This window comes from Shimazuella soli, from assembly GCF_022511585.1.
Taxonomy (GTDB): Bacteria; Bacillota; Bacilli; order Thermoactinomycetales; family Thermoactinomycetaceae; genus Shimazuella; species Shimazuella soli.
The window spans coordinates 154,379-173,668 of the sequence record NZ_JAKWBN010000002.1 but is presented as its reverse complement, the minus strand read 5'-3'; the positions used below and the strand labels follow the sequence as shown (position 1 = coordinate 173,668).

The 19,290-nt window shown below is 40.8% G+C and carries 22 protein-coding genes and 1 other annotated feature; of the genes, 6 read left to right on the top strand and 16 right to left on the bottom strand.

The window, feature by feature from the left end; genetic code table 11:
- Nucleotides 1-13 precede the first annotated feature (13 nt).
- Together pheS and MK805_RS05805 are read right to left on the bottom strand one after the other, a co-directional pair.
- A complete protein-coding gene (gene pheS, locus MK805_RS05810; RefSeq protein WP_240874651.1) occupies nt 14-1,015 on the bottom strand; it encodes a phenylalanine--tRNA ligase subunit alpha in 1,002 nt (333 codons plus the stop codon).
- Between the two features lie 35 nt (nt 1,016-1,050).
- Nucleotides 1,051-1,266: a binding site (T-box leader), on the bottom strand.
- 105 nt (nt 1,267-1,371) lie between these two features.
- Entirely contained in the window at nt 1,372-2,181 is an 810-nt protein-coding gene (locus tag MK805_RS05805) for a TrmH family RNA methyltransferase (RefSeq protein WP_240874650.1), read from the bottom strand.
- 47 nt (nt 2,182-2,228) lie between these two features.
- Between MK805_RS05805 and sspI the strand changes: the two genes are divergently transcribed.
- Entirely contained in the window at nt 2,229-2,438 is a 210-nt protein-coding gene (sspI, locus tag MK805_RS05800; RefSeq protein ID WP_240874649.1) for a small acid-soluble spore protein SspI, read from the top strand.
- 25 nt (nt 2,439-2,463) lie between these two features.
- On the opposite strand, the gene MK805_RS05795 is transcribed toward sspI, so the two are convergent.
- Together MK805_RS05795 and tnpB are read right to left on the bottom strand one after the other, a co-directional pair.
- On the bottom strand, nt 2,464-3,555 hold the full coding sequence (locus tag MK805_RS05795) for a M42 family metallopeptidase (protein WP_240874648.1): 1,092 nt from the start codon (nt 3,553-3,555) through the stop codon (nt 2,464-2,466).
- A gap of 123 nt (nt 3,556-3,678) precedes the next feature.
- Nucleotides 3,679-4,794, bottom strand: a complete 1,116-nt coding sequence (gene tnpB, locus MK805_RS05790) for an IS200/IS605 family element RNA-guided endonuclease TnpB (RefSeq protein WP_240874647.1) — start codon at nt 4,792-4,794, stop codon at nt 3,679-3,681.
- Between the two features lie 65 nt (nt 4,795-4,859).
- Here tnpB and MK805_RS05785 point away from each other — a divergent pair, with 65 nt between their 5' ends.
- Nucleotides 4,860-5,015 carry a DUF6364 family protein gene (locus MK805_RS05785; protein WP_240874646.1) on the top strand — a complete coding sequence of 52 codons (156 nt, stop codon included), beginning with the start codon at nt 4,860-4,862 and terminating at the stop codon, nt 5,013-5,015.
- A 196-nt stretch (nt 5,016-5,211) separates the two neighbouring features.
- Here the strand turns inward: MK805_RS05785 and MK805_RS05780 are convergent, their stop codons facing one another.
- From MK805_RS05780 to MK805_RS05770, 3 genes are all read right to left on the bottom strand, one after another.
- Nucleotides 5,212-5,376 carry a sporulation protein YjcZ gene (locus MK805_RS05780; protein WP_240874645.1) on the bottom strand — a complete coding sequence of 55 codons (165 nt, stop codon included), beginning with the start codon at nt 5,374-5,376 and terminating at the stop codon, nt 5,212-5,214.
- A 96-nt stretch (nt 5,377-5,472) separates the two neighbouring features.
- Complete coding sequence (locus MK805_RS05775; protein WP_240874644.1) at nt 5,473-5,886, bottom strand: disulfide oxidoreductase; 414 nt, start codon at nt 5,884-5,886, stop codon at nt 5,473-5,475.
- The gene (locus tag MK805_RS05770) at nt 5,883-6,566 is read right to left on the bottom strand and encodes a thioredoxin domain-containing protein (RefSeq protein WP_240874643.1); all 684 of its coding nucleotides are present in this window, start codon (nt 6,564-6,566) and stop codon (nt 5,883-5,885) included. The genes MK805_RS05775 and MK805_RS05770 overlap by 4 nt, the downstream gene beginning before the upstream one ends.
- A gap of 228 nt (nt 6,567-6,794) precedes the next feature.
- Here MK805_RS05770 and MK805_RS05765 point away from each other — a divergent pair, with 228 nt between their 5' ends.
- A complete protein-coding gene (locus MK805_RS05765; RefSeq protein ID WP_240874642.1) occupies nt 6,795-7,835 on the top strand; it encodes an aldo/keto reductase in 1,041 nt (346 codons plus the stop codon).
- Nucleotides 7,836-8,110: 275 nt separating this feature from the next.
- Nucleotides 8,111-9,319: a PhoH family protein gene (locus tag MK805_RS05760; RefSeq protein WP_240874641.1), complete on the top strand. Its 1,209-nt coding sequence runs from the start codon at nt 8,111-8,113 to the stop codon at nt 9,317-9,319.
- A gap of 174 nt (nt 9,320-9,493) precedes the next feature.
- Here the strand turns inward: MK805_RS05760 and MK805_RS05755 are convergent, their stop codons facing one another.
- A complete protein-coding gene (locus MK805_RS05755; protein WP_240874640.1) occupies nt 9,494-9,727 on the bottom strand; it encodes a hypothetical protein in 234 nt (77 codons plus the stop codon).
- A gap of 211 nt (nt 9,728-9,938) precedes the next feature.
- On the opposite strand from MK805_RS05755, the gene MK805_RS05750 reads away from it, so the two are divergent.
- Nucleotides 9,939-10,193: a hypothetical protein gene (locus tag MK805_RS05750; RefSeq protein WP_240874639.1), complete on the top strand. Its 255-nt coding sequence runs from the start codon at nt 9,939-9,941 to the stop codon at nt 10,191-10,193.
- A 10-nt stretch (nt 10,194-10,203) separates the two neighbouring features.
- Here MK805_RS05750 and MK805_RS05745 read toward each other — a convergent pair whose 3' ends face one another.
- From MK805_RS05745 to ilvB, 8 genes are all read right to left on the bottom strand, one after another.
- On the bottom strand, nt 10,204-10,386 hold the full coding sequence (locus tag MK805_RS05745; RefSeq protein WP_240874638.1) for a hypothetical protein: 183 nt from the start codon (nt 10,384-10,386) through the stop codon (nt 10,204-10,206).
- Between the two features lie 449 nt (nt 10,387-10,835).
- On the bottom strand, nt 10,836-11,027 hold the full coding sequence (locus MK805_RS05740) for a hypothetical protein (protein ID WP_240874637.1): 192 nt from the start codon (nt 11,025-11,027) through the stop codon (nt 10,836-10,838).
- 184 nt (nt 11,028-11,211) lie between these two features.
- Nucleotides 11,212-11,367: a hypothetical protein gene (locus tag MK805_RS05735; RefSeq protein ID WP_240874636.1), complete on the bottom strand. Its 156-nt coding sequence runs from the start codon at nt 11,365-11,367 to the stop codon at nt 11,212-11,214.
- A gap of 767 nt (nt 11,368-12,134) precedes the next feature.
- A complete protein-coding gene (gene leuB / locus MK805_RS05730) occupies nt 12,135-13,211 on the bottom strand; it encodes a 3-isopropylmalate dehydrogenase (RefSeq protein ID WP_240874635.1) in 1,077 nt (358 codons plus the stop codon).
- Nucleotides 13,212-13,214: 3 nt separating this feature from the next.
- A complete protein-coding gene (locus MK805_RS05725; protein WP_240874634.1) occupies nt 13,215-14,780 on the bottom strand; it encodes a 2-isopropylmalate synthase in 1,566 nt (521 codons plus the stop codon).
- Between the two features lie 31 nt (nt 14,781-14,811).
- Nucleotides 14,812-15,822 (bottom strand): ketol-acid reductoisomerase, encoded by a 1,011-nt coding sequence (ilvC, locus tag MK805_RS05720; protein WP_240874633.1) that lies wholly within the window; start codon nt 15,820-15,822, stop codon nt 14,812-14,814.
- A gap of 176 nt (nt 15,823-15,998) precedes the next feature.
- A complete protein-coding gene (ilvN, locus tag MK805_RS05715; protein ID WP_240874632.1) occupies nt 15,999-16,502 on the bottom strand; it encodes an acetolactate synthase small subunit in 504 nt (167 codons plus the stop codon).
- On the bottom strand, nt 16,499-18,232 hold the full coding sequence (ilvB, locus tag MK805_RS05710; protein WP_240874631.1) for a biosynthetic-type acetolactate synthase large subunit: 1,734 nt from the start codon (nt 18,230-18,232) through the stop codon (nt 16,499-16,501). The genes ilvN and ilvB overlap by 4 nt, the downstream gene beginning before the upstream one ends.
- A 689-nt stretch (nt 18,233-18,921) precedes the next feature.
- Between ilvB and MK805_RS05705 the strand changes: the two genes are divergently transcribed.
- The gene (locus MK805_RS05705; RefSeq protein WP_240874629.1) at nt 18,922-19,194 is read left to right on the top strand and encodes a heterocycloanthracin/sonorensin family bacteriocin; all 273 of its coding nucleotides are present in this window, start codon (nt 18,922-18,924) and stop codon (nt 19,192-19,194) included.
- Nucleotides 19,195-19,290 lie beyond the last annotated feature (96 nt).

Sequence of the window (19,290 nt, the reverse complement as noted above, 5' to 3'; positions counted from 1 at the left end):
TTTACCCTCCTTCTTAAACCGACTTAAACTGTTTTATAAAACGCAAATCATTTTGATAAAAATTGCGAATATCATCTATATCGTATTTTAAAATTGCGATTCGCTCTGCCCCGATACCAAAAGCGAATCCAGTATATTTTTCTGAATCATATCCTGCTTTCTCTAAAACAGTCGGGTGTACCATACCAGCACCGAGGATTTCGATCCAACCTTTTTCAGGATGGAAGATATCTACTTCAACACTAGGTTCTGTAAATGGGAAATAACTTGGACGCAGTCGAACTTCTGTCTCTTCTCCAAACAATTGGTGAATAAGATGGAGAAGCACACCATGCAGTTCACTCATGGAAACACCACTGTCTACTACCAATCCCTCGATTTGTGTAAATTGATGGGAGTGAGTAGAATCATCATCATCCCGACGGTATACTTTTCCTGCGCTTATAATCCGAACAGGAACTTCGCCTTTTTTATCGATCATCGATCTTACTTGTACAGCAGAAGTATGAGTTCGAAGCAGCGTTTCAGGTGAAATATAAAAAGAATCCTGCATATCACGAGCTGGATGATTCTTTGGCAAATTTAACATTTCAAAATTGAAATAATCCGTTTCTACTTCAGGTCCTTCTGCAATATGGAAACCCATACCGATAAAAATATCTTCCACTTGTTCAAGCACTGCGTTGATTGGATGTAAAGATCCAATAGTAATAGCCTTACCAGGAAGCGTTACATCCACATTTTCATTTGCTAATTTCTCAGCCAATTTTGCTTCTTCCAGTTTTGCTTCGGCTTCTTCAATCAATGTACTGAGAGTCGCACGTACATCATTAGCTAACGCTCCGATAAGAGGGCGTTCCATTGCTGATAACTTTCCCATCCCTCTTAAGACACCAGTAATTTCACCTTTTTTTCCAAGGTATTTTACTTTTACTTCTCTAAGCGTTTCCAGATCTTGTGCATCAACAATTGCCCTGGACGCTTCTTCTTGCAGTGCTAATAATCGATCACGCATCGCACACTCCCCTTAAAAAGAAAAATCTCCCATCCCAAAGGGACGAGAGTTCGCGGTACCACCCTTGTTGAGGAGAAATATCTCCCCCACTTTTTGCTGATAACGGCAGCAGCTTGCCGGTCCCCCCTACTGAAGTTTCAAGGGGCAGCTCGAGAGTGAATAACACAAGTAGCGCTATGGAAAAGCTTCCAGTCAAGACTTTTCCTCCCTGTAATAGATACATTGTGTTCTGTCTCTGTCATTGCCAAAAATATAATGAATAAAGATCGCAACCATTATATCGGATCGGAGAAAAACTTGCAATTCCTAAAGTCAATATTCATGATATCTTTGATGATTTGTTGAAAATATTAAAATCATATCTTTGGTTCATTCATTTTTAAGTGGTGATGCTGCCTAAGTTGTTCATACAGAAGTATCCCTGCTGTGATGGATACATTATAGGACTCCGCTCTTCCTACCATAGGAACCATCAAAGCTTGATCGATCTGCTGTAAAACAGCTTCTTGTATTCCTCTTCCCTCATTTCCTAGAACAATCGCCACTCTAGTCGGAAACAGATAATCAAAAGAATATACACCATTATGAGGGGAAGTTCCTACTACTGTTATATTCTTCTGCCTTAACATGGGAATCACTTCCAGTAAATCTGCCTCTAAAATGGGTAAATGAAAAACAGCCCCCATCGTCGAACGAATTACCTTGCTATTGTATGGATCAACGGTTCCTTTTCCCAACACTACAAGATCAACTCCAGTGGCGGATGCGGTTCGCAAGATTGTGCCGAGGTTACCTGGATCTTGTATTTCATCTAGCAAAAGTATTAAGTTACTTTCCTTTAGCTGTGTTTCGATATCCCAATGAGGTATAGTGACTTCAGTTAAGACACCTTGTGGTGACTCTGTATCAATCAATTTTGAAAAAATAGGTGCACTTAATTGATAAACAGGTGTATGGGCTTGATTTGCTTCTATCCATTTTTCTGAGTCTACAAATCCTTCCCTAATGATAATGGACCTAATTTCCCCTTTTGCTGTCAAGGCTTCTTGTAATAAATGGACACCTTCTGCTAAATAAGCTCCCTCTGTTTGGCGGCCTTTTTTGGACAGTAATTTTTTCCAACGTTTAAATTGTTGGTTTTGGGGAGAAGTTATGGAAAAGTACATGAAAAATTCTCCTTCATTCACATAGGAGATCTATGAGGTGATAGTACATGAATTTTAACATACGGGGCGCAGTTATCCAAAATATTCAACATATGGATAACAGCGAACTGACTGGCTTAATCGAAGATTCGATTACCCAAGGTGAAGAAAAGCTCCTTCCTGGTCTTGGGGTGTTGTTTGAAGTAATTTGGAAAAATAGCGATCCGTCGGAACAACAACACATGATTCAGACATTGCATAATAAAATACAAAAATAAAGGCCACCGATGGTGGCTTTTATTTTTACCTCGTTAGTTTTTCAATCGTTCGGCGATCGAGTCGCATTGTCAATGCTAATAGCCAATTAACCAAATGATCAACATCTCGTTGATCGATAATAGAGGTATGGCTATGAATATAGCGAGAAGGCACTCCCAAAGTGAGAGTTGGCACACCGTGATGATGCACATGTATATGACTAGCATCTGTACCGCCACGCGTAACAACCTCATATTGGTAAGGTATTCCTTCTTCCTCAGCTACTTCTCGTACCAATTGTAATAAAGGTTGATGAGCGATATGCCCAGCATCATAAAGAGCGAGTACGGGACCTTTTCCAAGATGAAGAGAAGTTGGCGTAAAACCAATCTTTGGTGTATCTGTAGCAATTCCTACATCAATCGCAAAAGCTACATCTGGCTTTACAACTGCTGTAGCAGTTTTAGCTCCTCTCCGACCTACTTCTTCCATTACCGTTCCCACAGCAAATACTTGATTGGGATGACGTACTCCTTGGGATAAACGATATAGTACCTCCGTTACAACAGCACAGCCAATACGATTATCCATGGCTTTCCCAACTGCACGATTCGGGTTGCTCATTTGCGTATAAGGAGAATAAGGAATAACAGTATCTCCAGGCCGAATACCTAATGCTTCCACTTCCTCAAGTGACTCTAAACCTAAATCAATAAATAAATCATCTATGTTTATCCCTTTTTTTCGCTCGTCTGGCGGCATAAGGTGAGGAGGTTTGGAGCCTATAATCCCTAAAAATTTACCTTTTCGTGAATGCACCTCAACACGTTGGGCTGGCAGTACTTGACTCCACCATCCTCCTAATGTTTGAAACCGAAGATAACCTTCCTCTGTAATTCTTGTCACCATGAAACCGATTTCATCCAGATGAGCCGCCAGCATTACCTTTGGACCCGATAATCCTTTTCGAGCAATCAAGCTGCCTAGTCGATCAGTTATTATCTCATCTGACCATGGTTTTATCCACTTTTGCATCACTTGTCTCACAGCTCGCTCATGACCTGGAGGACCAGCAACATCAACCAATTCTTGTAGCATAGTGGCAAACGAATGCCGTGTCGTTGTTGTCTGCAACATAAAACACCACTTTACCTTTCTGTATTCCTTTATTACCCCTTGAACACTCCCTCCACCTACGCTAACGCTTAGAGATGTGGGATTCTTGGGTAATTCCTAGCACCCTAGGAAAATTGACCAAGCTCAAACCATAGTCCCTACGGCGATTAATCTTAAACCTTCTTGCAAAATGTTAATGGCAGCATTGATATCTCGATCATGGTGTTCATTGCATTCTGGGCATGTCCATTCTCTTAATTTGAGTTCTTTCACTTCTTTGTTTTTGTATCCACAGCAAGAACAACGCTGACTAGATGGGAAATTCTTTCCAACTCTTACAAGGGTTCTTCCATACCATTTAGATTTGTATTCAAGCATGGAAACGAACTCTGACCATGATGCATCGGTAATGGATTTAGCCAAATTGTGATTCTTGACCATGTTCTTCACCTGCAAGTCTTCCGTGCTGATGACTTGGTTTTCGTGAATCAGCTTGGTTGACAGCTTATGTAAGAAGTCATGACGAGCATTCGTTATCTTCTCGTGAATTCGAGCGACTTTGATTCGTGCTTTATGCCAATTTGCCCCACCTTTGGTGCGTCTGCTCATGATTCTCTGTGCTTTAGCTAATTGTTTTTCATACTTTCGGAAGTACTTGGGTGCGTTTTCTTTCTCACCGTTAGAAAAAATAGCGAAATCTTTTAAGCCTAAGTCGATCCCGACCGCTTTTTCTTTGTTTACTGGAACGTAGGGACAGGTACTTCTTTCACAAAGAACAGAAACAAAGTATTTTCCAGAGGGATTGCGACGAATTGTAGCTGAGAGAATACGCCCTTCTACTTCACGAGACTTGGCAAATTTCATCCAACCAATCTTAGGGAGCTTGATTCGATTGCCTTCTACTTCGATGTTTTGATTTACACATTGACTGGTGTAGGATTGAATGTGATTTTTGCAACTTTTAAATCGTGGCTTGTCATTTTGCTTTTTGAAACAGCGAGAGAAGGCATCAGCTAGGTTTTTTAGTGAGTTTTGAAGAGAGGTGGAGTCCACTTCTTTCAGCCATTCTAATTCTTTTTTCAACTGAGTCAGAAGAGAAGCACAAGTATTGTAAGTCAATCCTTTTCCTGTCTGTTCATACTGTTCATTCCACTTAGCTAGAAAGTGATTAAATGTGAATCGACTACAACCAATGGATTTGTTAATGAGTATGGCTTGCTTTTGGTTTGGATACAAACGGAACTTGAATGCCTTATGCATTTGCTTTTCACCTCCTTATCTTATATCATATACGTAAACACGTATTAAAACAAGGAGATGATTAAGTGGGCGATAGAAAAAAATTTACTACTACTTTAGATAGTGAGCTTATTCAACAATTGAAAATGCAAGCAGTAAAAGAGAATACAGATGCAAGCAAGATCATCGAAAGATTGTTGAAGAACTATTTCAAAGAGTTGTCAGACTTGCGAGAGGGATAAATCCCTCCCTCGTCTGACTCACCGATTCATCCTCCACTTGTGGAAGATGAGGGTATTCTCGGCGCAAAGATGAGATAAAAATTTAATGTATTTAAAACCAATGAGGATTATTGTTACTTCATATCCAATCATTATGCTACAAAAAATTTGGTTGGTCAAAATATTTTTAAAACAAAAAAACCCTCCAAAGGAGGATTTAAAAACATCCAAAACCACCAAAGCCAGGCCCAAAGCCACCCAAGCCACCAAAGCCCCAGCTAAACCAGCCAAAAATGAGCGCTAGTACGACAATGATGACAATGATAGCGATAAGAACTCCGATACCAGTTCCTAAAAACCCAAAACCTCCACATCCACTCATGTCGTTATCCTCCTTTTGTAACACTTTCTCTATATCCATACCTTATGTTCAAAAGGAAGATTCGCAATGGACATACACACACTTTCTCGACCTATTTTATGATCTGCGCATAAGCAAAAAACTAATACTGATCAACAGGAAAGCTGTGCCTGCCAACATTGGAATGGTAATAAAACCAAATAGATGAAGAGAATCTACAGTACAAGGAACACCAGCTTGACAAGATGCTTCTGAAGCTAGGTTTGGGAAAGTTTGAATAAGAATATGATATGCCGAAATAACCAATCCAATTAAAGATAAAGGTAGCACATAGGTAGATATTTTTTTATCTTGTCGATATGTGGCAATCCCCAGAAGAATCACTAAAGGATACATGAGAATGCGTTGATACCAGCATAGAACACAGGGAACTAAGCCTAAGACTTCACTAAAATAAAGGCTTCCACCCATAGCTACAATCGATACTAACCAAGCGAAATACAGGCCAAAACGATCCGCTAATGATCTCATTTGGCTTGCAACTCTTTCTCAATCGCTGCTTTAATTTCGCTGTATGATAAACCATTTTGAATCTGTTTTCCATTTACCATAATTAATGGTACACCATTGATTCCGGTATTGTTATATTTTGTATTATCCGCTAGTGTTTCTTTTTCAAATGTTTTCTTTGTTAGATCTTCGGAAACTTTGTTGGCATCTACTTCTGTAATATTCTTTTTAATCAAATCAACAAGAAAAGCAGGAGTTGCCCACTTTACATTTTCATTTCCTTGCTGCTTGTAAATTGCATCATAATATTTCCAAAAAGCTTGTGGATTTTGTTTAAATACTGCTTCTCCTGCTTCTCCTGCTGTTAAGGAATCCGGACCAATTACTTGTGTATTGGTAAAGTAGAAAGAAACTTTTCCTGTATCTACAAAATCTTTTTTCAAACGAGGGAAAATAGTATCATGAAACTGTTTACAGACAGGACATTTAAAATCACCAAATTCCATAATTTTTACAGGCGCATTTTCTTTCCCTATGAAAGGTTGTCCTTTATAATCAATCGGATACACTTTGTCCGCAGCCTCTTGTTTGCTTCCAGTAAATTGATTGATTACCCCATAAACTCCAAGTGCTAGTACTAATACGAGAATGGTACCTACCACTAAACCTTGCATGTCTCGGGATTTTTTCTTATTCGCCACCGACTTCACCTCTATTGTTTGTGTATATCAAGTTTATTTGAATGTACAAAGAAAATAATATCAGGGATAGTGAAAAATTTCACCTTCTAATATGTAGGAAAATAATTGGAGTAGTTCATCTTGTTATTGGTCATGATAAAGTGTTAGGCTATGCAATGTGATACAATGAATTTGATAAGGAAATGCTAGATTACATACTTGATCTTGTTAGAACAGGGAGGATATTTGATGAAATATCGTTCAATGAAAAACGTAGATAAAAAAGTTTCAGAAGTTGGTTTTGGGGTCTGGTCTGTCGCTACACCTTGGTGGGGAGTGAAAGACGAGACATTAGCAAAAAAATTACTAAGATCAGCTTATGAAGATTATGGAATAACTTTTTTTGATACAGCTGATGTATACGGACAAGGTAAAGGAGAAACTTTGCTTGCAGAAGCACTAGAAGGATTACTTGATCAAGTCGTCATCGCCACTAAATTTGGATATGACATATATGCAAAGCGGGGAGATCGTCATGGTGGACATAGCGAACTACCTCAATACTGGGACAAAGAATCCATTCGCAAATCATGTGAAGCTAGTCTTAAACGCTTAAATATCGAGACTATTGATGTATACCAACTGCACAATGCCCGCATGGAAGCTATCATCAGTGATGAAGTGATGGAAACGCTGGAACGCTTGAAAGAAGAAGGAAAAATTAGAAGTTACGGAGTTGCGCTTGGTCCAGATATCGGCTGGAGAGAAGAAGGTCTTGCTACCATTTTGAAACAAAAAATGGATATGGCTCAAATCATCAATAACTTAATCGAGCAAGACCCTGCAAGAGACTTGATCAAGGCAGCGGAAGAAGCTGGCACTTCTTTGATTGCACGTGTTCCACATGCTTCTGGACTGCTCGATGGTTCTTATGATCCAGACAAACACTTTGACAAATCAGACCATCGTAACCATAGACCTGTAAAATGGATGCAAGCAGGTGTACAAGCAGTTCGCGATTGGAGCTTTCTTTACAAAGAAACAGACCGCACAATCGGACAAGCTGCTATTCTCTATTCTCTTGCTAGTTCTGCCATAAAATCGGTATTACCAAACATTACGAGTGAAGCAAATTTAAAGGAGTTTGCAGAAGCAAGTGAAAAAACACCATTCACTGCTGAAGAATTAGCCAAAATAGAAGAGTTGTGGGAAAACGGACAAAAAGAAGCTCTTAAGCAGCCCTTTTCCAACAGCAAATCCAAACCAACACCAGTAGCAGTAAAACAATAAGAAGAGAGGAATCGATGGATTCCTCTTTTTCTCTAAAATTTAGATAAAAGAACTGGTTCCAACTCTCTCTTTTGTCATAAAATAGAAGATATTAAACGTTATCAACTACCTACCTCCACTGTTTCTTTCTATCAATTTCTTGCCTGATTCCTAGAAACTCAGTGCACTAGATAAAGTAGATTAAAATTTTTATCTACCAAAAAATGCATACTTCGTTTTTTGTAAAATGGGAGAAACTGAAAATAATAATCTAAGAACGGGGGATATCCGCCTCCATGAGATATGTAGTCGATACCAATGTATTATTAAACAGTATGGAAAAACTCGATCATGAGCATATTGTCATTCCTTCTATGGTTTTACGAGAGTTAGAAAAACACAAACTATCGCAGAATCAAGCACTTGCCTTCCAAGCACGTGCTGCTACTCGATATTTGGAATATCATCAAGCTGACATTGTATTCGATGTAAAAGATTATAACGTTGAGCTTGGAAGTGACTTCGATGCTCATTATGCTGATAATAAAATATTGCAATGTTGTATCGACAATCAGTATGGCTTGATCACATATGATTTGCTCCTAAAACAAAAAGCAAGAGGTTTTAAAATTCCCTTGTTAGAAGTCGTATCACAAGAAGAACGATATGAGGGTTACTTAGAATGTGATGTAGAAGATGAAAGATATGCTGCATTATGCCACAATCTGGACCAGAATCATTTCGGACTTCTGACTAATCAATACTTGGTGATTAAAGATGGGGAAAACTATGCAGATCTATTAAAGTGGACAGGGGATACACATGTCTATGTGCGTCCAAGAGGGTTTGATACTACCTATTTTGGCAAATTTTCACCAAAAGATGCCTATCAACGCTGTGCACTAGATAGTTTACGTTCTAACACTATCACCATGATCAAAGGAAAAGCAGGTTCAGGGAAATCATTAATTGCTTTAAGTTATGCCATGCGGGAAATCGAAAAAGGCAAGTACGACCGTTTAATCTGTTTTGTAAACCCGATGGCTTCCCGAAACAGTGCCAAACTAGGCTTTTACCCGGGAACAAGAGATGAGAAGATTATGGACTCTGCGATTGGTTCGATGTTATGCAGCAAATTTGGAGATAAAATGATCGTCGAAGAATTGCTAAAAGGCAAAGAAAAAGAACCACCAAAGCTGTTACTCTTGCCATTTAGTGATATTCGCGGCTTTGATACAACTGGACTTCGGGCAATCGTCTATATCATCGAAGCGCAAAACTTAGATGTGGATTTGATGAAACTGGCGGTACAACGGATTGGCGAAGATTCCAAACTCATCATCGATGGGGACTTTGATACCCAAGTAGACCATAGCAGTTACGAAGGTCTAAAAAATGGGATGCGCCGTCTTTCTGAAGTTTTTCGTGGCGAAGACTACTATGGAGAAGTAGAACTGCCCTATATTTATCGAAGTAAAATTGCTAGAAAAGCAGATCAGATGTAAAACAAAAGCTGCCATCTCATTGGAGTATGGCAGCTTTTCTATCTATGTGATCAACCATTTTATACAGGGTCCGGGGCGGAGTCCATGATTTCTCATGTACTCCGTCCCCGGGTGGGGCGGCGGGTTGATACGGTTAGTCCGCATCACCCCGCCGGCCCCATGCCCACGCCGGCGTCAGCCGGAGATGGTGGCCGCGGCGGTCGTCGTGTCGGCGGCGGTGCCGGCGGTCGGCTCGAACTTCGTGTCGGTCGGGTCGGCGGTGGTGCCGGCGGTCGGCTCGAACTTCGTGTCGGTCGGGTCGGCGGCGGTGCCGGCGGTCGGCTCGAACTTCGTGTCGGTCGGGTCGGCGGCGGTGCCGGCGGTCGGCTCGAACATCTTGGTCTCCTCCGTCTGCGCGGTCGTGGTCATGGTGTTGGGTTTCCCTTCGAGTTTCGTGTTTGGGAAGCTTATGTCTGATTTGATTATATTGCAGTTTTTCTATTTTGTAAATATAAAAATGTCAAATTAGCAAAATTTAATGATAAATCATTCTCATTTGATTTTCTAAATGTAGATTTAATCAAATTGTCCGTATAACGAATTGGTAAAGACTCCAAACTCATCATTGATGGGGACTTTGATGCCTCAAGTAGACCATAGTAGTTACAAAGGTCAAAAAAATGGGATACGCCGTTTTTCTGAAGTTTTCCATGGAGAAGACTACTATGGAAAAGTAAAATTACCCTACATTTATCAAAGTGAAATTGCTAGAAAAAGATCAGCTGTAAAACAACAAAAAGCTACCATCTCTATTGAAATAGTAGCTTCATCTATATGTTTTCCTATTAAATGCGGTTCCCGGAGCGGAGCACACGTGTTGCTCCACTCCGGGTGACTGATCAAGTTCAGACGACGACACCAGCCTTCTCGCCGGTGAGCACCTCCAGCCCTTCCGTGATCTCCGTGAACAGGTGGCGCTTGTCGTCCGGGATCTTGGGAGTGTGAACGTTGAACCGCTCGCGCAGCTCCAACTCACGGCCGATCAGGCTGTCGAGTACCTTGAACTGGCGGTCTTCGGTGTACAGCATATCAGTCCTTTCTCTCATCTAAACGATAAGAGAAGTTGGAATTACTTACAATCAAAGTATAGGACTATCATGTTGATTTGTAAACATTTATACATATAAAAAACAACTGCCAAATCTTTTGCAGTTGTCCTCTATTATTCCTTTCCAGCTCTGGGTTTTGATATGAAAATTCGTCTTGGGAATGGTAGCCTTCTTTTGAAGTTCGTTTTTCTTAGGCCGAAGTTTTGCCGATGGTTTCCTTCCGATTCCACTTCACAATGGACACCATTGCCGTGAGCAAACAAAAACTACTATCTGTTGCTTCACTATAGAGAATGACCCCATGTTAGACGCATTTAAAAAGCTACCATCTCTATTGAAATAGTAGCTTTCTTCTATATACCTACTATCATATGCTGTTCCCGGAGCAGAGCACACGTTGCTCCACTCCGGGTGACTGATCAGGTTCGTCAGACGACGACACCGGGCTTCTCGCCGGCGAGCACCGCCAGCTCCCGCTCGATCTCCGCGAACTGGGCGCGAACGTCCTCCGGGTAAGTGGACATGTCCGGGATGATGGACATGTCCGCGATCCCGAGCTTCTTCCGGAGCCTGTTCTCGCGGTCGATCAGGACGTTGAGCTGGATGTCCCTGTAGGTCATATCAGTCCTTTCCCTCACCGGAAAGTGAGAGAAGTAGTGGTTTGTCCTGCACTATTACTATATTTTAAAAATGGAATTTCGTAAATACACAAAAGTAATAAAAGAGGGAAAATATTTCTGTCATTCATCACTTCTTACTTACTTATTTATATTTATTCCATATACCTCAACAAAAAAGGAAAGCTTAGATGCTTTCCTTTTTCTTCTTTCGATGCTGGTAATAATGAATAGCCTTCTTCGCCAACCATCCCACAATTACGACAGCTGTCTCCGCGATCATGGCTTTGCGTTCAGTCGGAAGTTTTTTAAATTGAGATATCAAGTTATTTTTATTATCCACAGCGCATCCCACCTTTTCAGGTATTCTACATTATGAATACATAGTTTTATCCTATTGAGACAAAAGCCATTTCAAGGCTAATATCAACTATCTTAGATAAATTATATCACAAAAGTAGAAGCACTTTTTTCCCCATAATCCACCTTATAAAATTAATTACCAAGAAATGAGCTCAAAACAGAATGGAATTCTCCTGTTTCTGTACTTTTTAAAATACCAGCAGCTTTTTCAAGAAGGGGAATATTCCAATAACAAATTTTCTTATTATTCTTTTTTATAGTTTCTTGTTTTGATATAATAATAGAAAATCATTTCCTTTCTGCAAAGGAGGTGCTTTGAATGCGTTATTGTAACGAGCCAGATTGCAACCACTAAAAATTATAGCTGATTTTGATGTATTAACATTATCATATATAGAGACCTAATCATTTCGATTAGGTCTCTTTATTTATTTTTTAAACATAATCCTTGTATGCTGGCCCGATTTGACAACTCCGTACGGCTAAAACCGTTGGATTCTTGGGACGATAGCCTCAAGACTATTTCATTACCAAGCTAACCCCGTGTGCCCCACGGTTTATGTATGTTGATTTTTTCTTTGCCGCGAACAACTTGGTTTTCGTATACTGCGACTATACATATATTACCATGCGAATACTTGTTTGTAAAGTTGTTTTTCAAAGATTGGACTGGTGGAAATTTCCTCCATTCGTCCAGCGCTCGCTTTCATCCCACGATTTAAACCGTGGGTTTTCTCGCTCGCAATGCTATAACAAACTAGCTACTTTTTCTGCAAACTGCATCGTCGTCAACGTTTTATCCTGCTCGGATTTTGTATCCTGTGTACGATAACCCATATGTAGGACTTGCTCTACTGCTTTCTCTACATCAGCAGCAGCTCGCTCATCTTGAAAAGAGTAGCGAAGCATCATTGCCATCGATAGAATCATTGCTGTCGGGTTAGCGACACCAAGACCGGCGATATCTGGTGCTGAGCCATGAACAGGTTCGTAAAATCCGAGTGATCCTTCTCCTAAGCTGGCAGAAGGTAACATCCCGATCGATCCAGTAAGGATTGCTGCTTCATCGCTCAAAATGTCTCCAAACATATTCTCTGTTACAATGACATCAAAGGAAGCTGGACGGCGTACAAGTTGCATTGCACAGTTATCTACCAGCATATGCTCCACATTTACATCTGGATAATCTGTCTTCACTCGATCTACTACCGTTCTCCATAATCGTGAGCTTTCAAGTACATTCGCTTTATCTACAGAAGTGAGCTGTTTTTTGCGATTTTGAGCCATTTGGAAGGCAAGACGTACGATTCTCTCAATTTCATGCTCATGATAGAGCAGAAGATCAGAAGCATATTCTTTTCCCTCACTGTCTTTAGCCCGCTGTTTGTCCCCAAAGTATATACCACCAGTCAACTCGCGGACGACAACAAAATCAACACCTTGGATGACTTCTGCTTTTAAAGTAGAACTCTCTTCTAATCCTGGGAAGAGAACAATCGGCCGTAAATTGGAGTAAAGTCCTAATTCTTTGCGCAGTCCAAGTAATGCTTGTTCAGGTCGTAGATGCGGGGGATGATTATCCCATTTTGGCCCGCCTACTGCTCCGAACAAAATCGCATCTGCTCTTTTTGCTTTTTCCAGTGTTTCCTCTGGCAAAGGAACCCCTACTGTATCGGTAGCAATTCCACCAGCAAGAGCCTCATGGTAGGTAAATTCATAGTTATACTTTTTTTGTACAATATCCAATACAGCAAGTGCTGCTGTCATTACTTCTGTACCTACTCCATCACCTGGTATCACTACTATATCTTTTTTTGTTGCCAAACCTTACACCCCTTTTGACAGAGTAGCAGCAGTTTTCAATACACCCTCTGGTTCTCGATCCGTTTTTCTTGCAACTATGCGATTTACTGCATCAAGATAAGCCCTAGCACTTGCTTCCAAAATATCCGTACTCACACCACGGCCTCGAACGGTAAGATTCCCTTGTTTGAGTTGTACAGATACTTCTCCTTGTGCATCTTTGCCGTGTGTGACCGAATGAATCCGATAATCAGCTAGTTCCACTTCTTCATTCGTAATTCGATCTACCGTTTTGAAAATGGCATCGACCGAACCATTTCCACAAGCTGCCTCTTCTTTGACTTCACCAGATGCTTCTTCTATCCGCAAAGTAGCAGTTGGTACTGCATGACTACCATAAGATATATGGAAAGAAAGCAGACGGAAATATTCTGATCTCTCTCCAATTTTCTCTTCTATTAACGCGATGATATCTTCATCTAAGACTTCTTTTTTGCGATCAGCTAGGTTTTTAAACCGTTCAAACAAATGATTGATTTGCTGTTCATCTTGAGGATAACCCAATTGAATTAATTTATCTTTAAATGCATGTCGACCTGAATGCTTGCCCAATACCAAACGGCTCTCTTCCAAACCAACAGTTTCTGGTGTCATGATCTCATAGGTTTCAGGGTGTTTTAACATCCCATCCTGATGAATTCCCGATTCATGAGCGAAAGCATTTGCGCCAACAATCGCTTTATTCCCTGGAACCACCATACCTGTCAATTTGCTCACCAAACGACTTGTACGACTGATTTCTTGGTGATTGATGGTGGTCTGTGCTTGATAATGGGATGCTCTCGTCTTTAAGGCCATCACTACTTCTTCGATTGCTGCATTCCCTGCACGTTCTCCAATACCATTGATGGTTCCTTCGATTTGTCCAGCCCCACCTTCAATCGCACCTAAACTATTGGCGACAGCCATCCCTAAATCATCATGACAGTGTGCACTTAAAATGACACTTTCTGTCTCAGGAACTCGTTCTTTTATCGTACGAAAAATGTTTCCATACTCGATCGGAGCCAGATAACCGACAGTATCTGGGATATTTACAATATTCGCACCAGCTTCGACCACTGCTCTTGTCATTTGCGTCAAAAAGTCGATCTCTGTTCTGCCTCCATCTTCAAAGGAAAACTCGATCATGGAAAAATATCGTTTTGCGTGACGAATAGCAGCTAGAGCTTGCTCCATCACCTGCTCTTTGCTCATCTTTAGCTTAAACTCGCGGTGTATGGGGGAAGTAGCGATGAACAAATGAATTGCAGGAGAATTTGCTTCTCGCAAAACTTCCCAGGAATGATCGATATCCCTTTCTACACAACGCGCCAGACTTAAAACAGTTGCATTTTTTACTGCTTTCCCAACTGCTGTGATAGCTTGCCGGTCTCCAGGTGAAGAAGCAGCGAATCCTGCTTCGATAAGATTTACACCAAGTCGCTCGAGTTGGAGGGCGATCTCCACCTTCTCTCCCTTAGTTAGCGTAACACCAGGTGACTGCTCTCCATCACGCAAAGTGGTATCAAAAATCTGAATCGTCCGCATTTTTCGTTGCTCCTCCTTTTCTTCTTATTTATTAGTTATTGGAACCAATTGGCTCTTTGTTTACCCAAACCATCATTTGGCGTAATTTGCTTCCTACTTGCTCGATAGCATGCTCTTTTTCACTAGCTGCGATTTTGTTGAATTCTGGACGGCCATTTTGGTTTTCCGCAATCCAATTGTTAGCGAAAGTTCCATCTTGGATTTCTTTTAAAACTTGTTCCATCGCTTGGCGGGAAGGAGCACCTACTACACGTTTTCCACTTACATAATCTCCATATTCAGCAGTATCACTGATGGAATAACGCATTCCGCTCAGACCTTTTTCATACATGAGGTCGACAATCAACTTCAGCTCATGCAAACACTCAAAATATGCGATTTCTGGCTGATAACCTGCATTGACTAGTGTTTCAAATCCATTTTTCACGAGTTCGGACACTCCGCCACAAAGTACAGCTTGCTCTCCAAATAGGTCTGTTTCTGTCTCTTCTTTGAATGTCGTTTCGATAACACCTGCACGGGTACTTCCAATTCCTTTACAGTAAGCAAGTGCTACATCTTTTGCAGTTCCACTCGCATCTTGGTGAACAGCGATCAAAGATGGTACTCCAAATCCTTCTTGATATACACGGCGGACCAAATGTCCAGGTGATTTTGGAGCAACTAGGATAACATCCACATCTTTTGGAGCTACGATTTGTCCGAAATGAATGTTAAATCCATGAGAGAACATCAATACATTTCCAGCTTCCAAATTGTCTTTGATTTGAGTTTCGTATACCTTTTTTTGATGCTCGTCTGGCAGCAAGATTTGGATTACGTCTGCTTGTTTTGCTGCTTCATCTACTGAAAGAACTTGGAATCCGTCGTTTTCCGCTTGCTCCCAAGACTTTCCTGGGCGCAGCCCGATTACAACCTTTACACCACTATCGCGCAAGTTTTGTGCTTGTGCATGTCCCTGGCTGCCATATCCAACTACTGCTACTGTTTTGCCACTGAAAAGATGTAGATTTGCATCGCCTTCGTAATACATTTTACTCATGTTTTATTCCCCCAAATTTTTAAATTATTTAAACTACTCAAGCAAAAATAGATACTGATACTCCCAGCGAAATATGCTTGGCTGAAGCGTCCTTTGTGTTCTTTACAACAGACGCGGAAAACATGCATATTGAGCGGATTTGGAACATGATTTTAGTGAATTTTCCAACTTGGTCTTTAAATAACGGTAGTAAGTGAAATTTTATCTATTTCCCGACTGAGTGCAATTACACCAGTACGGGCAATTTCCAAAATATGATATGGTCGAAGCAGCTCTGTCAAAGTGTCTAGTTTCGCCCGATCCCCTGTAGCTTGTAACATGAGAGAATCATGTCCCACATCTACTACATTTGCCCGGAACGGATCAATAATCCCTTGGATTTCCATTCGCACATTTGGTCCAGCTGCTACTCGAATGAGCATCAATTCACGCTCTACACTTGTTGTTTCTGTGATGGTTTTTACCTCAATTACATCAATCAACTTGGACAGTTGTTTGGACAATTGATTGAGGGTTCGCTCATCACCGCCGGTGACGATGATCATCCGAGATAAATCTTTCTCTTCTGATTTCCCTACACTAATACTTTCAATGTTAAAGTTACGTTGTCCCAAAAGACTGGAGACACGAGCTAAGACACGTGGGCGATTATTTACTAATACGGAGAAAATATGCCTCATTGCTCTTCATCTCCCATCATCATCTCATCTAATCCTGTTCCTGGAGCAACCATTGGATATACATTTTCGTTTGGATTTACCCAGAAATCGAGTACTGCTGGTCCTGGATGTGAGAGTGCTTCTTTCCAAGCTTGCATCGCTTCTTCTTTGTTCCTCGCACGCCAAGCTTTCACACCATAAGCATCTGCTAGTTTTACAAAATCAGGGCTTCCAGACAAGTCTACTTCACTGTAACGCTCTTTGTAGAATACTTCTTGCCACTGCCGTACCATACCCAAACATTGATTGTTGATGATCACTACTTTTACTGGGATGTTTTCCAATGCAATAACAGCCAATTCTTGGGCAGTCATTTGAAAACCACCATCACCTGTCACAGCGATAACCGTACGATCTGGATATGCTAGTTGTGCTCCGATAGCAGCGGGAAAACCAAAGCCCATCGTTCCAAGCCCTCCAGAGGAAAGCAACGAGCGGGGTTCTGAAAATTGATAGTACTGAGCTACCCACATTTGATGTTGCCCAACATCTGTTGCTACAATGGCCTTTCCGTCTGTTGTTTCATCTAAATGTTCAATTACCCATTGGGGTTTTAGACCATTTTCATCTGAATCGTTATATTGCAATGGATATTCCTTTTTCCGAGAATCACAGAGGCTTAACCAGTTACTCGAGTCAGCAGAAGGTAACCCATTGTTCGCAGCAGCTAGTACCTCTTTGACATCTCCGACAATTGGTACATAAGTGTGTACGTTTTTATCAATTTCTGCTGGATCAATGTCGATATGAATAATTTTTGCACCTGTTGCAAATTTATCAATTCTGCCCATCGTTACACGGTCGTCAAACCGGGCTCCGATTCCAATCAACAGATCGCATTCTAGCAATGCATGGTTGGCGGCATAAGTCCCATGCATTCCTGGCATCCCTAGCCAAAGCGGGTTTCTGCTGGGAAATCCACCTAGTCCCATTAACGTTGTAGTTACAGGTATGTTGGATTTTTCAGCAAATTCAATCAGTTCTGATTGTGCATTTGCTCGAACTACTCCACCACCAGCTAAGATCACAGGACGCTGGGCTTGTTGAATTACTTGGTGAAGGCGGGAGATTTGAATTTGACTTGGTTTCTCCGGAGCATGCAACCCTCTAATTTCCACTTTTTCTGGATAAGAAAAGGTGCTGACAGCTTGAGATACATCTTTTGGAATATCAATTAGAACGGGTCCTGGTCTTCCTGTTGCAGCAATGGTAAAAGCTTCTTTTACGATTATCGGAATCTCATCTACACTTCTGACGAGATAGTTATGCTTCGTAATCGGCATCGTAATACCTGTAATGTCGGCTTCTTGAAATGCATCTGTTCCCAATAGACTAAGTGGCACATTCCCGGTAATACAAACCAGAGGAATCGAATCCATCATCGCTGTAGCGATCCCTGTTACCAAGTTTGTAGCACCTGGACCTGAAGTAGCCATTACTACACCTGGTTTACCTGTGGCTCTCGCATAGCCATCTGCTGCATGGATTGCACCTTGTTCATGTCTTGCCAACATATGACGAACATGACCATCGTACAGCGAATCATAAATAGGAAGGACTGCACCCCCAGGATAACCAAAAATCATGTCTACTCCTTCTTCTACGAGAGAACGAAGCAAAATTTCAGATCCTGTGTACTTTTTTTCATCCAAGCCAATAGAATTTGTCTTTGATTCTAATTGGGGAGCCAAAGTAATTCCTCCTTTTTTCCAAATAAAAAAAACCGTACGATCCCAAGTGAAAAATCACCAATTGGGACGAACAGTTCGTGGTACCACCCAAGTTCACTGATGCTTCACAGCATACAGTCTCATCAAGTACATATTTGTACTCGGTCGATAACGGCGACAACCGATCATGATCTACTTGAGTAAGCTTTTACTCTTTCGGCATGTAACTCAGAGGTGAGAAGCAAAATACTTACGGTTTTGGGTCTCAGCAATATCCCAAAATCTCTGTGACGCGTATTGGTAAATCACTCATATCCTCGTCATTGTTTTATGAATTCCATTCAATTTGTTTTTAAGTTTTGAGAAATACAGTTATTTTTTTATTATTTAGGTGCTATTATATCGATCACACTTTTCGATTGTCAACCCATTATCCGGATATTTTATATTACAAAAATGATAGCGCTATCATGATAATTCTATAAATTTTTATCTGATTACTTGTTGATAGTGAAATTATCTTTATGATACTTCTCATGTAAATGGGATTGATGAAAATATTAACCAGCTTACATAAATATACCATAAAAAGATCAAAATTAACACTTTTGCTTTGTAACCGATTTCCTTTTTCATCATACATATATCTTGTCGAGGAGGGCTATTATCACGGCTTACCTCCCGAAAACATGCTTGTTGGAGGTTAAAAAATGAGCGAATTTCAAAAAGAACTTCAAGAATTAAGTGTTGATGAATACAGCAAAAGCGAAGTGACACCATGGCATGAGTATATGGAGCAATTTGAGCAATATGGGCAGCACGAAGATTTAGAATTAGCTCAACGCTGTGGATTCCGCTGCGGAGGTTGTGGTGGTTTCCGTCGTTGTGGTGGTTGCTTCGGTTGTGGTGGGTGCGGAGGTTGTGGTGGTTGTGGAGGTTGTTCACCTCTTTTTCTATTCGATCCATTTTTTCCATTTTTCTAAAAAAATTATCAACAAATTCAACGCCCTGTACAACAGGGCTATTTTCATGGTGCAAGTAGACAAATATACCTACATAAAGTATAAGAACAGTTGCCT

Coding starts and splice junctions, on each gene's coding strand:
- pheS (WP_240874651.1), bottom strand. CDS start 1,015: ATGCGTGATCGATTATTAGCACTGCAAGAAGAAGCGTCCAGGGCAATT.
- MK805_RS05805 (WP_240874650.1), bottom strand. CDS start 2,181: ATGTACTTTTCCATAACTTCTCCCCAAAACCAACAATTTAAACGTTGG.
- sspI (WP_240874649.1), top strand. CDS start 2,229: ATGAATTTTAACATACGGGGCGCAGTTATCCAAAATATTCAACATATG.
- MK805_RS05795 (WP_240874648.1), bottom strand. CDS start 3,555: ATGTTGCAGACAACAACGACACGGCATTCGTTTGCCACTATGCTACAA.
- tnpB (WP_240874647.1), bottom strand. CDS start 4,794: ATGCATAAGGCATTCAAGTTCCGTTTGTATCCAAACCAAAAGCAAGCC.
- MK805_RS05780 (WP_240874645.1), bottom strand. CDS start 5,376: ATGAGTGGATGTGGAGGTTTTGGGTTTTTAGGAACTGGTATCGGAGTT.
- MK805_RS05775 (WP_240874644.1), bottom strand. CDS start 5,886: ATGAGATCATTAGCGGATCGTTTTGGCCTGTATTTCGCTTGGTTAGTA.
- MK805_RS05765 (WP_240874642.1), top strand. CDS start 6,795: ATGAAATATCGTTCAATGAAAAACGTAGATAAAAAAGTTTCAGAAGTT.
- MK805_RS05760 (WP_240874641.1), top strand. CDS start 8,111: ATGAGATATGTAGTCGATACCAATGTATTATTAAACAGTATGGAAAAA.
- MK805_RS05755 (WP_240874640.1), bottom strand. CDS start 9,727: ATGACCACGACCGCGCAGACGGAGGAGACCAAGATGTTCGAGCCGACC.
- MK805_RS05750 (WP_240874639.1), top strand. CDS start 9,939: ATGCCTCAAGTAGACCATAGTAGTTACAAAGGTCAAAAAAATGGGATA.
- MK805_RS05745 (WP_240874638.1), bottom strand. CDS start 10,386: ATGCTGTACACCGAAGACCGCCAGTTCAAGGTACTCGACAGCCTGATC.
- MK805_RS05740 (WP_240874637.1), bottom strand. CDS start 11,027: ATGACCTACAGGGACATCCAGCTCAACGTCCTGATCGACCGCGAGAAC.
- MK805_RS05725 (WP_240874634.1), bottom strand. CDS start 14,780: ATGCGGACGATTCAGATTTTTGATACCACTTTGCGTGATGGAGAGCAG.
- ilvC (WP_240874633.1), bottom strand. CDS start 15,822: ATGAGTAAAATGTATTACGAAGGCGATGCAAATCTACATCTTTTCAGT.
- ilvN (WP_240874632.1), bottom strand. CDS start 16,502: ATGAGGCATATTTTCTCCGTATTAGTAAATAATCGCCCACGTGTCTTA.
- MK805_RS05705 (WP_240874629.1), top strand. CDS start 18,922: ATGAGCGAATTTCAAAAAGAACTTCAAGAATTAAGTGTTGATGAATAC.